Below are 14,970 nucleotides of genomic sequence, written 5' to 3'. Positions count from 1 at the left end.
GAGCTTAGCGATATGTCCTTTCTATATGGCGCCAACATCCACGCCAACGGTATCCGGCAGCACTATCTGCGCTACGGACCCGGCGGTGGAGCAGGGCAGGACCTGGACCCTGTGATCATCGTGCCGGGCATCACCAGTCCGGCCATCACCTGGGGCTTCGTCGGTGAGCATTTCGGCCGGGTGTTCGACACCTATGTGCTGGACGTGCGCGGCCGCGGCCTGTCGCAGGCAGGCGATGATCTCGATTACAGTCTGGATGCCCAGGCCGCGGATGTGATCGCGCTGGCCGGCGCGCTGGGGCTGACCCGCTACAGCGTGGTTGGCCATTCGATGGGCGGGCGCATCGCCATCCGCGCGGCCAGCCGCGCGCCCGGCGGGCTGGCGCGCGTCGTCGCCGTCGATCCGCCGGTTTCCGGTCCCGGCCGGCGCGCCTATCCGGCACAGCTGCCCTGGTACGTCGATTCCATCGCGCAGGCCCGCGCCGGCATGGGCGTGGAAGAAATGCGGCGCTTCTGCCCCACGTGGACGGAAGCACAGCTGCGCCTGCGCGCCGAATGGCTGCATACCTGCGACGAACGGGCGATACGCCAGAGTTTCGACGAATTCCATACGGAAGACGTCCACGCCAACCTGCCGGCGGTCGCCGTGCCCTTGCTGCTGATGACGGCCGCGCGCGGCGATGTCGTCAAAGATGAAGACGTTGCCGAAATCCGCCGGTTGAAGCCCGGCGCCCTGCATGTTCGCGTGCCGGATGCCGGCCACATGATCCCCTGGGACAACGAGCCGGGCTTCTACGCCGCATTCGGCGATTTCCTGGGCGCGCGCCTGCCGGAGTAGGCCGCGCGGCGGTGTCCGCGCACCGCGACCCTCTTCAGCAACGTGGCAGTGGATCGAGGAGCGAGCAATGCCAGTAGCCGACTATGAAATGATCCGCGCCTGGAAACAGGTGCTGACGCTGTCCAATCTGCGCGCCGGCCAGGCGGTGACGATACTAACGGGCGCGGCGACGCACCCGCAGACACTGGCGACGGCCCTGATCGCCTGCCAGGACATGGGCGCGGTGGTCAACCGCCTGGACCTGCCGCCGGTGAACGGGGAAAAGGCCTTGAGCCGCGACGCGCTGGCCTATCTCGGCACGACGCCATTGACCGGCAACAAGGCCGCCATGGCGGCGCTGAAGGCCAGCGATCTGGTGCTGGACCTGATGACGCTGCTGTTCTCGCCCGAGCAGCATGAAATCCTGCAAGGCGGCACGAAGATCCTGCTGGCGGTCGAGCCGCCGGAAGTCCTGGCGCGGCTGGTGCCCACCGAGGCTGACCGGGCCCGGGTCCAGGCCGCCGCGCGCCGCGTGCAGGCCGCGAAACAGATGACGGTGACGTCGGCGGCTGGCACGTCGCTGGTCTGCCCGCTGGGCGAATTTCCCGCGATCAGCGAATACGGTTTCGTCGACGAACCGGGCCGCTGGGACCATTGGCCCAGCGGTTTCGTCCTGACCTTTCCGGACGAAGGCGGCGCCAACGGCACCATCGTCATCGACCGTGGCGACATCGTGCTGCCGCAGAAATCCTATGTGGCCGATCCCATCGTGCTGACGGTGGAGAACGGCTACGCCACACGGATCGAAGGCGGCGTCGACGCCGAGCTGCTGCGCACCTATATGGCCACCTTCAACGATCCCGAAGCCTATGCGATTTCGCATATCGGCTGGGGCTTGCAGCCGCGCGCCCACTGGAGCACCCTGGCGATGTACGACCGCGAGGCCACGCTGGGCATGGATGCGCGCGCCTACGAGGGCAATTTCCTGTTCTCGCTGGGGCCCAACAACGAGGCGGGCGGCTCGCGCACCACGGCATGCCACATCGATATTCCCTTGCGGCGCTGCACGGTAAGCCTGGATGGCCAGGAAGTGGTGCGGGACGGCAAGGTGGTGAACGAGACGATGTGAACGATGGCGCCGCGGGAGGCATGCCGCGGCGGGAACCGCAGGCCGGCGCGCAGGAGCACGACATGGAAAGCAAAGAGCAGACATACGCAAGACAGGGGTTCGGCGCGACCATGCAGCCGCGGCCGCCCTACGGCCTGTTGATCGTCGACCTCGTCAACGGTTTCGCCGATCCCGCCGTGTTCGGCGGCGGCAACATCCCGCAGGCCATCGCCAACACCGTGCCCTTGCTGGCGCACGCGCGCCGGCAGGGCTGGGCCATCGCCCATACCCGCATCGTCTACGCCGACGACGGCGCCGACGGGAACATCTTCAGCATCAAGGTGCCCGGCATGCTTACGCTGAAAGAGCATGATCCGCGCAGCGCGATCGTGGCGGAATTGACGCCGCGCGAAGGTGAACTGGTGGTGCGCAAGACCGTGCCGTCCGCCTTCTTCGGCACCAGTCTTTCCGCCTGGCTGGCGCAGCGCGGCGTGCAAACCCTGCTGGTGGCCGGCGCCGTCACCAGCGGCTGCGTGCGCGCCAGCGTGGTCGACGCCATGCAATACGGCTTTCGTCCCCTGGTCGTGGCCGATTGCGTGGGCGACCGCGCCCTGGGGCCGCACGAGGCGAATCTGTTCGACATGGAACAGAAGTACGCGACCGTGATGACGCGCGACCAGGCCCTGGCCGCGATCAGCGGTTAGACGGGGTATACCAGATCGTTCGCCAGGATCTCGGTGTCGTAGATCACCTGGCGTTCCTTCAGCTTCAGCATGCCGTCGACCCGGGTGAAGACGTCGTGATAGAAGCCGGCCAGGTGCAGGGTGGTGGGGCCTTCCACCAGGGTCTGCAGCAGCAGGAAGGAGGACTGCGCCTCTATTCCCGCGGCCGATTCATCCAGTACTCGCGTGTTCGTCACCAGATGCCGCATGTAGCGCGGCGCGAACATCTGCGTGCGCGAGATGGCGACGGCACGGTCCTGCATCATGGCGCGGCCTTCCGCGTAGACCAGGCCGACCAGCAGCCCGCGCTCGGCATTCTCGCGCGCGGTGACGCGATACAGGCCGTCTTCGGTGAAGAAATCCGGCCAGCTTTCGATCTGGTTGGCATCCAGCGCGGCGCAATAGTCGGCGTGGAATTCCTCGATATGCTGGCGCAGCTCGATGGCGCGCGCGGCGTCGATGCGGCGGGGAGCATAAGGGAAGTTCGTTTTCATTGTGCGAATCTCGGTGCTGTTTCGTGGCAAGGTCGGCGTGGCGGGGCGCCCTACAGTCCCATGACGGACCGGTAATAGCCATACATCGAGCGGATCGCCGCCTCGGATATCAAGGTGTTGGACGTGCCCAGCTTGTTCGATTCCAGCTTCAGCACGTTCACGTCCGTGGTTGAACGGCGCACGCCTTCCTGCACGAACTTCATCGCTTCGTTGTCCTCCAGTCCCAGGAACCCGGCCGGCCCCATCAGATTGCCCTGGCGCAGGCGATGGCGGGTCATTTCGGGCGTGTCGTCCTCGTAGCCGAACATGGTCCATTGCATGATCATGCTGTCCGGCCCGTTGGGGACGATGTGGCGCACGCCCAGCGTATTCATCTCGCGCTGCACGATCAGATTGGGCCAGATGGTCTGCATGGTCACCGACCAGGGCGAGTCGAATTCCTTGACGAATTCCAGGAAGCGGTCGTCGCGCAGGCGCAGGCCGTCATGGAAGGACCGCATCTCTTTTTTGTTTTCTTCGCTGACGCTGGCGTATTTGTCTTCGCTCTTGGCCGACGCCATGGTGCCGTGCCGGCCATGCACGCCGTCCACCAGCATGGCGGATTTGTTGCCGGCGACCAGCAGCCCGAAGACGACCAGGAAGGAATGCAGCAGCGTGGCGTGGTAGGGATCCTTCAGGTTCTCGTGATACATCTTCCAGTTGCAAGGCAGCTCGTTGCGGTAGTAGCCCAGTATCTTCAGCGGCTTGCCCGGAAAAACGGTATCGAAGTCGGCCAGAATCTCCGGCGTCAGGTATTCGTCTATCGGTTCCACATCGGCTGCGTAGGACGCGAAGACCACGCCGTGCCGGGTCGTGACGTGCAACCGCCGCAGTCCATGCTCGTCATTGCGGAAGTCCTTGGGCATGCCGCCTTCCTTGTTCACCCCGCGCTTGAAGGGTATGCCCTGCAGGTTGCCCTTCAGGTCATAGGACCATTGATGGTAGGGACAGACGAACTCCTTGGTATTGCCCTGCGAGTTGCGGCAGAACTCCGCGCCGCGGTGGGCGCAGCGGTTCTCGAACACATGGATGGAGCCGTCGTCGGCGCGCGATACCACCACGGGTGTCGGCCCGACGTAGGAGCGCTTGTAGTCGCCGGGATTGGGGATCTCGGCCTCCAGCGCGACATAGTTCCAGCTGCGTCCGCGAAAGATGCGCTCCATCTCGCGTTCGTAGATGGCGTTGCTGGTGTAGATCCAGTCGGGAATGGCGTGCAGGGCGTCTTCCGGCCACTTGCATTGCGCCAGTTCGGCGTCCTTGGCGGCTTCGGTGCGGCCGATCACGGTTTGGGATTGGTACATGTGGGCTCCTTGCGCGATGCATGACGCCGGCTCGTGTCAAGCCGGCGCGGCGGCCTGCTGGCAGGCCTTGATCCAGGGTTTCAGGGCGACATTCGTATCGGCGAAGCCGGCGGGGTCCATGGGGATGCCGCGTTCGAACAGGACGCGCATCTGGCGCAGATCCGCCGCGGCGTTGACGGCGACGCCGTGCACCGGCACGCCGTCGCGATGGCCCAGCCAGATAAGCCTGGGCGTGCCGGTGTCCGGGGGCGCCGCGCCGCGGCATACGTAGGCGAGCCCCGGCACGGGCATACCCAGCATCTGGATATTGCAGCCGAACTGGTCGGTCCAGAACCAGGGATAGGGCGCGGGCGGGGGATCGGCGTCCAGCATGGCCGCGGCGGCCACCCTTGCTTGTTCGTTGGCGTTCTGCCAGGACTCCAGCCGCGCATGCCGGCCCAGGAAATCGCGATGCTGGCTGGCACAGTCGCCGATCGCCAGGATGCGCGGATCGGCAGTGCGGCAGTGCGCGTCGACCCGTATGCCGCCGTTGTTCGCATCGATCTCCAGCCCCGCCGCGCGGGCCAGTCCGGTCTCGGGTTGCAGGCCGATCGCCACCACGATGGCGTCCGCCGGCAGGGATAGGCCGTTGTCCAGCAGCAGCCCGGCCGGCGGGTTGGTGGACGGGCCGGCGCCCGGGCTGTCCGCGCGCGGAAGCACCGACGCGATACGCGCGCCCAGGTGCAGCCTGGCGCCCGATGCAATCGCGCGCGCGGCCAGCCACTCCGCGAGCGGGACGGGCAGGGCATTAGGCAGCAGCCGTTCCGCGCTTTCGACTACCGCCACGTCCGCGCCGCTTTCCAGCGCGGTGGACGCAATTTCAAGACCGAGAAAACCGCCGCCGATGACGACGACGCGGGCGCCGGCGCGCAGGCAGGCGCGCAGACCGCGGGCGTCGTCCAGCGTGCGCACGTAGTGCACCTTGGCCATGCCGGGCGGCAGCGCCGGCAGTGTCCGCGCCTGGCCGCCCGTCGCCAGCAGGCAGCGGTCGTAGGCCAGGACGATGCCGTCCGACAGGACGATCTCCCGCCGCGCGCGATCCAGCGACACCGCTTCGACGCCGCGCATCAGCTCGATGTCCTGCTCCGCGTAATAAGCCTCGGCGTGGATGGCCGCCGCCGCTTCCGCCGCCGCATCGCGCAGCACCGCCTTGGATAGGGGCGGGCGCTCATAGGGCGCATGAAATTCACGGCCGACCAGCGTCAGTTTTCCGGCATAGCCTTGCAAGCGCAGGGCGGCCGCCGCCATGGCGCCGCCCTGGCCGGCGCCGACGATCACGATGGATGCGGGAGCCGCCATGGGCCTACTCGGAAACATCGGCAAGGACGTCGCTGCCTTCCACCTTGACGGGGTAGACCTGGATATCACGCGTGGCGGGCGCGCACATCGCCTTGCCGGTGCGGATGTCGAAGCGCGCCTGATGCAACGGACATTCGATACAGCCATCTTCCAGATAGCCGTCCGACAGCAGCGCGTAGGCGTGCGTGCATACGTTATCCGATACGAAGAACTCGCCCTCGCTGCGGTACAACGCCAACTGTTTGCCGCCGGCTTCAACCGCCATTACTTCGTCGTCTGCCAGCGCGTCCGTCGATGCGATTTTTGTCCAGTTCATATCATTCTCGTCAGTATGCTGAGTAATTGTGATCAGTGTACTGCTCATAAAAAGCGGCGCGTTCCTAGGGATTTCCCGGGGCGAGGCGCCTGCGACAGCTCGCGCGACATACTCGGGTAATCATCGTTGACACTCCAAAACTCTCTCAGTATGCTGACTAACAAGTCAGTGTACTTACGTTTTTTCGGCACAGTCGTGCACGTCGAGCGCGACGCACCCACGGTCCACGAGTCCAGGAGTCAGAGTTATGCAACGACGCCGTTTTCTTACGCAGGCCGCGGGGGCCGCGGGCGCAGGGCTGGCGGCGGTCGCCGCGCCGGCCGTCGCGCAGGCCTATCCGTCCGTGCGCTGGCGCATGTCCACCAGCTGGCCCAAGAGCCTGGACACCATCTATGGCTCCGCCGATGAGATGTGCAAGCGCATCTCGCAGCTGACCGACGGCAAGTTCGAAATCCGCGCCTTTCCCGGCGGCGAGATCGTGCCGCCCGCGCAGAACATGGATGCGGTCAGCAACGGCACGGTGGAATGCAATCATGTCCTGAGCACCGCGTATATCGGCAAGAACACCGCATTGACTTTCGATACCGGTTTGTCGTTCGGCCTGAACGCGCGCCAGCACAATGCGTGGATACATTACGGCGGCGGCCTGGAACAGCTGCGCACGCTGTACAAGAAGTACAACATCGTCAACCACGTCTGCGGTAACGTCGGCGTGCAGATGGGCGGGTGGTACCGCAAGGAAATCAAATCGGTAGCGGACCTGAAGGGCCTGAACATGCGCATCGGCGGCATCGGCGGCATGGTGCTGTCCAAGCTGGGCGCGGTGCCGCAGCAGATCCCGCCCGGCGATATCTATCCCGCCCTGGAAAAAGGCACCATAGACGCGGCGGAATGGATAGGACCCTACGACGACGCCAAGCTCGGCTTCAACAAGGTCGCGCCGTTCTATTACTCCCCGGGCTGGTTCGAAGGCAGCGCCTCCATCACCAGCATGGTGCACGACAAGGCCTGGGAAGCGCTGCCCGCGTCATACAAGGCGGCGTTCGAATGCGCCGCCGGCGAACAGACCATGCGCATGCTGGCCAATTACGATGCCCGCAATCCACAGGCCCTGCGCGGCCTGATCGCCAATGGCGCCAAGGTGCGTTATTTTCCCAAGGAAGTGATGGATGCCGTGTACAAGGCATCGCAGGAATTGTGGGAAGAGCTGTCCGCCAATAACCCGGACTTCAAGGCCTTGTATCCGGGCTGGAAGAAATTCCAGCAGGACGAGGCGGGTTGGTTCCGCGTCGCGGAAAGCGCCCTGGACAACTACACGTTTGCCGAAGTGGCAAGGGCCCAGTCCAAGTAAGCAGCGCGGGGGAGCAGAATGACGGTGGAACACGGCAGGTCCGTCAAGCCTGAAGGCGTGGGCGCGCGGGTGCCTCGCAAAGAGGACGCGCGCCATCTGCACGGCAAAGGCAATTTCGTCGCCGACATGGCCATGCCCGGTTTGTCCGAGGTCGCCTTTTTGCGCAGCCCGCTGGCGCATGCGCGCATCGCCGGGACGCGGGTGGACGATAGCGTGACGGCCTGTGTGGTGCTGCGGACGGATATGGCCGACTGCACGGACATCGTGGCCGATTCGACCCTGCCCACGTACCAGTCGTCGGCCCAGCCGCCGCTGGCCAGCGGCAAGGTCCGGTTCGTCGGCGAACCGGTCGCCATGGCGTTCGCGCCCACGCGCGCCGAAGCCGAAGACTACATTGAGCTGGTCGACGTCGACTACGAAGACCTGCCCGTCTACGCCGACGTGTTCGCCGCGCAATCCGCCACCACCGATTTGGTGCATGAAGCATGGCGGGACAATGTCTTCGTTACGCTGACCGCGGACCGGGAATTCGATACGCTGGCGGCCCAGGCCGACGTCGTCGTGAACCGGCGCATGCGGCTGGCGCGCCAGTGCATGGTGCCGATGGAAGGCAAGGCGGTGCTTGCCTATTGGGACCATCAGGCCGACCAGCTGGTGGTCTACAGCGCCACGCAGGTGCCGCACATGATACGTACCGTGCTGGCCGAATGCCTGGGGCTGGAGCAGGCCCGCGTGCGGGTGATCTCGCCGGATGTGGGCGGCGCTTTCGGCTACAAGTGCGTGCTGCAACAGGAAGAACTCTGCATCGCCTGGCTGGCCAAGACCTATAGGCGGCCGTTCCGCTTCATCGAGGACCGGCGCGAGCACCTGACCGCCGGCGCGAATTCGCGCGAGCATCATTACGAGATGACGGCCTACACGGACCGGCGCGGCAAGCTGCTGGCCCTGGATGCGAAGATCACCGTCGATGGCGGCGCATATTCGGTCTGGCCTTTCACGATCGGGCTGGAGCCGGGCCAGGCGGTGGGCAATCTGCCGGGGCCTTACGCCTTTCGCGGCTATCGCTGCGTGACGCGCGCCGTCGCCACCAACAAGCCGGGCTTCGTGCCGTATCGCGGTGTGGCGCGCACGGGCGTTTGCTTCGCCATCGAATTGATGATGGACGCGATCGCCCGCGAGGTCGGCCGCGAGCCCTGGGAAGTGCGCCTGGACAACCTGGTGCAGCCCGAGCAGATGCCCTATGTGAACGTCACCAACAAGCATCTGGATAGCGGCGACTATCCGGCCAGCCTGCGCAAGGCGCTGGAGATGATAGACGCGCCCGGTATACGCGAACGCCAGCGGCGCGGCGAGGCCGATGGCCGCCTGATCGGGCTGGGCGTCGCTACCTATACGGAACAGGCGGCGCATGGCACGTCCGTGTTCGCCACCTGGGGCACGCCGGTGATACCCGGCTTCGACCAGGCCACCGCCCGGATTACGCCCGACGGCGGGCTGGAGGTCAGGGTGGGCGTGCATTCCCACGGGCAGGGCATGGAAACCACCTTTGCCCAGATCGCCAACGAAATCCTCGGCATTCCGGTGGCGCGCATCAAGGTGCTGCACGGGGATACCGGCCAGACGCCTTACTCCACCGGAACCTATGCGTCGCGCTCGCTGGTGATGTCGGGCGGGGCGGTGTCGCAGGCATGCAAGCGGCTGTTGCCGCGCGTCATGCATATCGCCGCCCATCTGCTGCGGACGCCGGAGGAACAGCTGAAGGTCGGCGACGGCCGCTTCGTGGCGGCGAACGCCGATGAACGCTCGGTGTCCATGGGCGACGTCGCCGATGCCTGGTACCTGAAGCCGCATCTGTTGCCGCCGGACGTCGATCCGCTGGGCCTGGAGGTTACCGTGGGCTACAAGCCCAAGGTGGACACCGGCTGCTTTACCTACGCCAGCCAGGCGGCCACCGTCGCGGTGGACCCGGCGACCGGCGGCGTGGAGATCCTGGATTATGTCGTGGTGGAAGACTGCGGCACGATGATCAATCCCATGGTGGTCGAAGGCCAGACCATGGGCGGCATCGCGCAGGGCATAGGGACGGCGTTCTACGAAGAAACGCCCTACGATGCCAACGGCCAGCCGCTGGCGTCGACGCTGGCCGACTACATGCTGCCGGGGCCGACGGAAGTGCCGCATCTGCGCATGCATCATTTCGAGACGCCGTCGCCGCACACCGAGTTCGGCGCCAAGGGCATGGGCGAAGGCGGCGCCATCGCGCCGCCGGCCGTACTGTTCAATGCGGTCAACGACGCGTTGCGCGCGATGGGCGCCGCCGAACTGGCGCAGACGCCCTTGACGCCTTACCGCGTGCTCCAGGCCATCGCGCGGGGGCGGGGCCACGAGCAAACCAGCCAGCCCAAGGCAGCCTGAGACCTCCATGAAAGCGGCGAAATTCGACTACATTCGCGCCACGTCGGTGGCCCAGGCGCTGGATGCGCTGGGCGAGCATGCCGGCATGGCCAAGCTGATGGCCGGCGGTCAGTCCCTGGGGCCCATGCTGAATCTGCGACTGGCCCGGCCCGCCGCGGTTGTCGACATCTCGGGTTTGCAGGACCTGCGTGGCGTCAGCCGCGAAGGCGACTCCGTGCGCATCGGCGCCGCCGTGACGCACGCGGAGATCGAAGACGGCCTTCATCCGGCGCTGCGCGATTCGCCGATGCGCGCGGTGGCCGCCGGTATCGCCTATCGCGCCGTGCGCAACCGCGGCACGCTGGGCGGCAGCCTGGCGCATGCGGATCCCGCCGCCGACTGGGTGGTGGCGATGGCGGCGCTGGGCGCGCGCATCGAGTTGGCCGGCCCTGGCGGCGTGCGCCATATCGAAGCCGACCGCCTGATGCAGGGCGCCTATACGACCGCCGTGGGGGAAGACGAACTGATCCAGGCCATCCACGTCCCCGCGGGCGGCGCGCGGGCCCGCTGGGGCTATTACAAGTTCTGCCGCAAGACCGGCGAATTCGCCGAAGCCAGCTGTGCGGCGTGGTTCGATCCCGCAACGGGACAGGCGCGCATTGCGCTGGGCGCGCTGGACGGGCCTCCGCGCCTGCTGCAAGGCCTGGCCACGCGCGTGGCGCAGGCTGGCGGCGCCGCACTGGATCCGGTGGAGATCGCCCGGGAAGTGGCGGACGCCATGCCCGGCAAGGATGAAGCGCATCGCCAGTTGCATGCCGCCGCGGTCGGCCGCTGCCTGGCGCAGGCGACGGGCAAAGGATTGCAGCCATGACCCAGGTGACGATGGAAGTGAACGGCCGCCAGGTCGCCGATGAAGCGCCGGCGCGCATGCACCTGGGCGATTTCCTGCGCGACAAGCTGCGATTGACCGGTACGCATCTGGGTTGCGAACACGGCGTATGCGGCGCGTGTACGGTGTTGCTGGACGGCGTGCCGGTGCGTTCCTGCATCTCTTACGCGGTGGCCTGCGAAGGGCGGCGCGTGACCACGATCGAAGGCTATGACGCCGACCCGGTCATGCAGCGGCTGCGCGAGGCCTTTACGCGCCACCACGCGCTGCAATGCGGGTATTGCACGCCGGGCATGCTGGCGACGGCGCGCGATATCGTGCTGCGCCTGCCGGATGCGGACGAGGCGCGCGTGCGGATCGAACTGTCGGGCAACCTGTGCCGCTGCACGGGCTATATGGGCATCGTCGCCGCCGTGATGTCGGTGCTGGCCGGCCTGCGCGAATCGCCCGACGCGGAGGTGGACCGCATGCGGGCGGCGTTGCGGGGCGGGGAGGGCGGTGCGCCGCCGGCGCTGGCGCAGCCGGTGGTGTTCGAGGCCTTTGCCGTGAAGACGGCCGCCGCGACACCGGTCGCCACGAAGACCGCCGCCGTATCCGCCGCCGACGACGCGCGGCCGACGCCGGCGGCGCAGGCCGGGCAGGCTGTGCCCGGCGCCGGCAAGACCAGCCAGATCGACGGCGGTTTCGAAGTGCCGTTTCCGCCGGACCGGGTATGGGCGTTCATGACGGACCTGCCGGCCGTCGCGGCCTGCCTGCCCGGCGCCTCCATCCAGGAACAGCAGGGCGATCGGGTCAAGGGCACGATCGCCGTCAAGTTCGGTCCCATGCGTGCCGCCTTCAACGGCGCCGCGCGGCTGGACCGCGACGACACCGCCATGCGTGCCGTCTTCCGCGGCGCCGGGCAGGACACGGTCAGCCGCTCACGCGCCAACGGCGACATTACCTACCAGGTGCGGGATGCCGGCAACGGCGGCGCGCGCGTCGACGTCGACCTGGCGTACTCGCTGCAGGGACCGCTGGCGCAGTTTTCGCGATCCGGGCTGGTGCGGGACTTCGTGCGCCGGATGATCGCCGACTTCGGCGCCAACGTCGCGGCGCGCCTGGGTGGTACGGCGTCGGGCGAGCCCGTTCAGGCCTCGTTCAACGCCTCGGGCATGTTCTTCCATGTCATCTGGGCGCGCATCAAGCGCTGGTTCGGCCGCGGCTGACCGCAGCCCCGGCGTTACAGGGTCCGCCGGCGGCGTAGGCCGCCCCGGGCGTCATCCGCGGGGCCATCCGCACGCGATCGCGTGCGGATGAGTCCATACAACATACAAGGGGAAGCTCATGCGAGCGAACTGGGCAGTTGCATGGCGCCATGTTCTTAAGGGTCTGGCCGGCCTGGTCCTGGGCGCGGCCGCCACGGCCGCGGCCGGGCAGGGCACCGAGTCCCTGAAGGTGCGCCTGGACTGGACGCCGTGGGGCGTGCAGGCGCCTTTCCACCTGGCGCAGCAGAAAGGCTGGTACAAGCAGGCGGGCCTGGACGTAACGCTGGAGGACGGCAACGGTTCCGTCACCACCGTGCAGATCGTCGGTTCCAGCGGCGCCTTCGACGTGGGGCATGCGGCGCTGGCGTCCATGATGATCGCGCGCGATAAAGGGCTGCCGGTCAAGGCCGTCGCGGTCTTCGCGCGGCAAAGCGACATCGGCCTGCTGGTGCCCGCGGAATCCGGCATCACCGGCCCCGCCGCCTTGAAGGGCCGCAAGATCGCCTACACGGCGGGCTCGCTGGAAGCGCCCTTCATCGATGCATTCCTGGCGGCGGGAAAACTGAAGCGCGGCGATGTCGAACTGGTCAATGTGGACGCCGCCAGCAAGGCCTCGACTTATGCGGTCGGCCGGACGGACGCGGCTTTTTCCACCATCCCCTTCTTCCTGCCCGTGGTATCGCAAACGCGGCCGTCGGCGGCGGTGCGCTTCGCGGACTACGGCCTGAATATGCCCAGCTTCGGCCTGTTCGCCACCGAGGAAAAACTGCGCGCGCGTGGCGAGGCGATCGGCCGTTTCGCCAGCGTCACGGCGCGGGCCTGGGAATACATCTACGCGGGCCACGAGGAAGAAGCCGTGGACGCCGTGCTGGCGCAACGGCCGCAGGCGCGGCTGGACCGCAAGGTCCTGCGCGGCCAGATCGATGCCTTGAAGCCTTATTTCGGCGATACCCTCACGGCCGGAAGGGTGGGTCCTCCGGTGCCCGATGATTGGGCGCAGGCGGTAAAGACCTTGTCGTCCGTGGGATTGATCGGCGCCGCCGGTCAGGGCGCACAGGCGGATCCCGCCGGCTTCTACGCCACCGGCCTGGTGCATCCGGAACGCTACGACGCCATGGTGGGCAAATGACTACCGCGGCCGTGTCGGCGCGCGGCGTCGGCAAGCAGTATCCGGGCGAGCGCGGCGTGCGCGCGCTGGACTCGGTCTCCGTCGAGTTGCCGCCAGGCCGCTTCGTCAGCATCCTGGGGCCCAGCGGCTGCGGCAAAAGCACTTTCCTGCGCTGCGTCGCCGGGCTGGAAACCATCAGCGCCGGCGAATTGCGTGTCGAGGGCTGGCCGGTGAAGGGGCCGCCCGATGGCATCGGCATGGTGTTCCAGCGCGACGCCTTGCTGGACTGGCGCAGCATCCGCCGCAACATCCTGCTGCCCATCGAGTTCGCCCGCAAGCCCCTGGCCGGCTATGCCGCCAAGGCGCGGCAACTGCTGGAGCTGACCGGTCTGCAGGACTTCGCCGATTGCTATCCGCATGAATTGTCCGGCGGCATGCGGCAGCGCGCCGCCATCTGCCGCGCCCTGATCGACGATCCGCGCCTGCTGCTGATGGACGAACCCTTCGGCGCGCTGGACGCGCTGACGCGCGACCAGATGAACGTCGAGCTGCAGCGTATCTGGCTGGAAACGCGCAATACCGTGCTGTTCGTGACCCATGGCATCGCCGAAGCGGTGTTCCTGGGGGACACGGTGATCGTGTTTTCGCCCCGTCCCGGGCGCATCGTCGAAACCCTGGAGATCGATCTGCCGCGCCCGCGGCCGCTGTCGCTGCGCGAATCGCCGGAGTTCGGCGCCTATGTGCGGCATATCAGGGGTCTGTTCGAGGACATGGGCCTGATCGACGAAAGGACCCACGCATGAAACCATCGTCCCGCAAGCTCATGCACGGCGCGGCCGGCGCCGGTTCGCTCGTCCTGTTCCTGCTGATATGGGAAGCCGCGGCGCGGCTGCTGCACGTCAAGCCCATCATGCTGCCCTTGCCGTCGAAGATAGGCGTGGAGCTGTACAACGACGCCGGCTGGTACGCCGGCCAGGCCGCCTATACCTTGATGACCACGCTGGCCGGCTTCGCGCTATCGGTGCTGGGCGGCGTGGGCGTCGCGGTATTGCTGGTGGGGTCACGCTGGTTCGAGAGCGTGTTGCAGCCCCTGATCGTGGCGCTGAACAGCGTCCCCAAGGTCGCCGTCGCGCCGCTGTTCGTGATCTGGCTGGGCACGGGCGCGGAGCCCAAGATCGCCATTGCTTTCCTGATCGCGGTTTTCGCCATCATCGTGGATACCGTGCACGGCCTGCGCTCGGTACCGAAGGACATTCTGGACCTGGGCCGCGTGTTGAAAGGCTCGCGGCGCGATTTCTTCTTCAAGGTCCGCCTGCCTTGCGCCTTGCCGTCCATCCTGGCGGGGATGAAGGTGGCCATTTCGCTGGCCCTGGTGGGCGCCATCGTGGGCGAGTTCGTGTCGTCGCAAAGCGGCCTGGGCTACGTGATCATGACCGCGCAGGGGACTTTCGACACGGTGCGCGTCTTCGCCGCGCTGTTCGTGCTGGCCTTCATCGGCCTCGCGCTGTTCGGCGCGCTGGCCTGGCTGGAGCGCCGGGCGACGCCCTGGCGGCGTCATCAGGACGATCACTGACGTCCTGGAATCGCACGCCGCGCGCGACAGGCCTGCAACAACATTATGGAAAGGGGAAAACAAATGCAGTCGTTGATAGCCCTGTCGCGTCTGATCGACGCGATAAACCTGCGCGTGGGCCGCGCGGTCACCTGGGTGACGCTGCTGGTGGTGCTGGTCAGCGCGGGCAACGCGGTGGTGCGCAAGGTCCTGCACACCAGCTCGAATGCGTGGCTGGAGCTGCAGTGGTATATGTTCGGGGCCATGTTCCTGCTGGCCTCGGGCTATACGCTGC

General features: G+C 66.8%; 15 protein-coding genes. 11 read left to right on the top strand and 4 right to left on the bottom strand.

Features of this window, described 5'->3' with window-relative positions; genetic code table 11:
• Window positions 1-12: 12 nt before the first annotated feature.
• From ACNA0R_RS24040 to ACNA0R_RS24030, 3 genes are all read left to right on the top strand, one after another.
• Window positions 13-837, top strand: coding sequence for an alpha/beta fold hydrolase (locus ACNA0R_RS24040; protein WP_415828594.1), 825 nt, complete (start codon window positions 13-15; stop codon window positions 835-837).
• Between the two features lie 67 nt (window positions 838-904).
• Window positions 905-1,945 carry a M29 family metallopeptidase gene (locus ACNA0R_RS24035; protein ID WP_415828593.1) on the top strand — a complete coding sequence of 347 codons (1,041 nt, stop codon included), beginning with the start codon at window positions 905-907 and terminating at the stop codon, window positions 1,943-1,945.
• A gap of 62 nt (window positions 1,946-2,007) precedes the next feature.
• A complete protein-coding gene (locus ACNA0R_RS24030) occupies window positions 2,008-2,628 on the top strand; it encodes an N-carbamoylsarcosine amidohydrolase (RefSeq protein WP_415828592.1) in 621 nt (206 codons plus the stop codon).
• Here the strand turns inward: ACNA0R_RS24030 and ACNA0R_RS24025 are convergent.
• The 4 genes from ACNA0R_RS24025 to ACNA0R_RS24010 are packed head-to-tail and all read right to left on the bottom strand — an operon-like array spanning window position 2,625 to window position 6,134.
• Window positions 2,625-3,140 (bottom strand): aromatic-ring-hydroxylating dioxygenase subunit beta, encoded by a 516-nt coding sequence (locus ACNA0R_RS24025; RefSeq protein WP_415828591.1) that lies wholly within the window; start codon window positions 3,138-3,140, stop codon window positions 2,625-2,627. The two genes, ACNA0R_RS24030 and ACNA0R_RS24025, sit on opposite strands and share 4 nt — an antisense overlap.
• A gap of 50 nt (window positions 3,141-3,190) precedes the next feature.
• Entirely contained in the window at window positions 3,191-4,480 is a 1,290-nt protein-coding gene (locus ACNA0R_RS24020) for an aromatic ring-hydroxylating dioxygenase subunit alpha (protein WP_415828590.1), read from the bottom strand.
• A gap of 36 nt (window positions 4,481-4,516) precedes the next feature.
• A complete protein-coding gene (locus ACNA0R_RS24015) occupies window positions 4,517-5,818 on the bottom strand; it encodes an NAD(P)/FAD-dependent oxidoreductase (protein WP_415828589.1) in 1,302 nt (433 codons plus the stop codon).
• 4 nt (window positions 5,819-5,822) lie between these two features.
• Window positions 5,823-6,134 (bottom strand): non-heme iron oxygenase ferredoxin subunit, encoded by a 312-nt coding sequence (locus tag ACNA0R_RS24010; RefSeq protein WP_415828588.1) that lies wholly within the window; start codon window positions 6,132-6,134, stop codon window positions 5,823-5,825.
• 247 nt (window positions 6,135-6,381) lie between these two features.
• Between ACNA0R_RS24010 and ACNA0R_RS24005 the strand changes: the two genes are divergently transcribed.
• The 8 genes from ACNA0R_RS24005 to ACNA0R_RS23970 form a co-directional block, all read left to right on the top strand.
• Complete coding sequence (locus ACNA0R_RS24005; protein ID WP_415828587.1) at window positions 6,382-7,485, top strand: TRAP transporter substrate-binding protein; 1,104 nt, start codon at window positions 6,382-6,384, stop codon at window positions 7,483-7,485.
• An 18-nt stretch (window positions 7,486-7,503) separates the two neighbouring features.
• Window positions 7,504-9,900 (top strand): xanthine dehydrogenase family protein molybdopterin-binding subunit, encoded by a 2,397-nt coding sequence (locus ACNA0R_RS24000; protein ID WP_415828586.1) that lies wholly within the window; start codon window positions 7,504-7,506, stop codon window positions 9,898-9,900.
• 7 nt (window positions 9,901-9,907) lie between these two features.
• Window positions 9,908-10,750, top strand: coding sequence for an FAD binding domain-containing protein (locus tag ACNA0R_RS23995; RefSeq protein WP_415828585.1), 843 nt, complete (start codon window positions 9,908-9,910; stop codon window positions 10,748-10,750).
• Window positions 10,747-11,976 carry a 2Fe-2S iron-sulfur cluster-binding protein gene (locus ACNA0R_RS23990; protein ID WP_415828584.1) on the top strand — a complete coding sequence of 410 codons (1,230 nt, stop codon included), beginning with the start codon at window positions 10,747-10,749 and terminating at the stop codon, window positions 11,974-11,976. Before ACNA0R_RS23995 ends, ACNA0R_RS23990 begins: the two co-directional genes overlap by 4 nt.
• Window positions 11,977-12,094: 118 nt before the next feature.
• Window positions 12,095-13,144 (top strand): ABC transporter substrate-binding protein, encoded by a 1,050-nt coding sequence (locus ACNA0R_RS23985; RefSeq protein ID WP_415828583.1) that lies wholly within the window; start codon window positions 12,095-12,097, stop codon window positions 13,142-13,144.
• The gene (locus ACNA0R_RS23980) at window positions 13,141-13,926 is read left to right on the top strand and encodes an ABC transporter ATP-binding protein (protein WP_415828582.1); all 786 of its coding nucleotides are present in this window, start codon (window positions 13,141-13,143) and stop codon (window positions 13,924-13,926) included. Before ACNA0R_RS23985 ends, ACNA0R_RS23980 begins: the two co-directional genes overlap by 4 nt.
• On the top strand, window positions 13,923-14,696 hold the full coding sequence (locus ACNA0R_RS23975) for an ABC transporter permease (protein WP_415828581.1): 774 nt from the start codon (window positions 13,923-13,925) through the stop codon (window positions 14,694-14,696). Before ACNA0R_RS23980 ends, ACNA0R_RS23975 begins: the two co-directional genes overlap by 4 nt.
• 63 nt (window positions 14,697-14,759) lie before the next feature.
• Window positions 14,760-14,970, top strand: a 211-nt coding sequence (locus ACNA0R_RS23970) for a TRAP transporter small permease subunit (RefSeq protein ID WP_415828580.1), incomplete at its 3' end; no start/stop codon positions are given.

It is taken from the genome of Bordetella sputigena, from assembly GCF_965137885.1.
In the GTDB taxonomy this organism is placed as follows: Bacteria; Pseudomonadota; Gammaproteobacteria; order Burkholderiales; family Burkholderiaceae_B; genus Bordetella_C; species Bordetella_C sputigena.
This window is presented reverse-complemented; position numbering and strand designations above follow the sequence as displayed.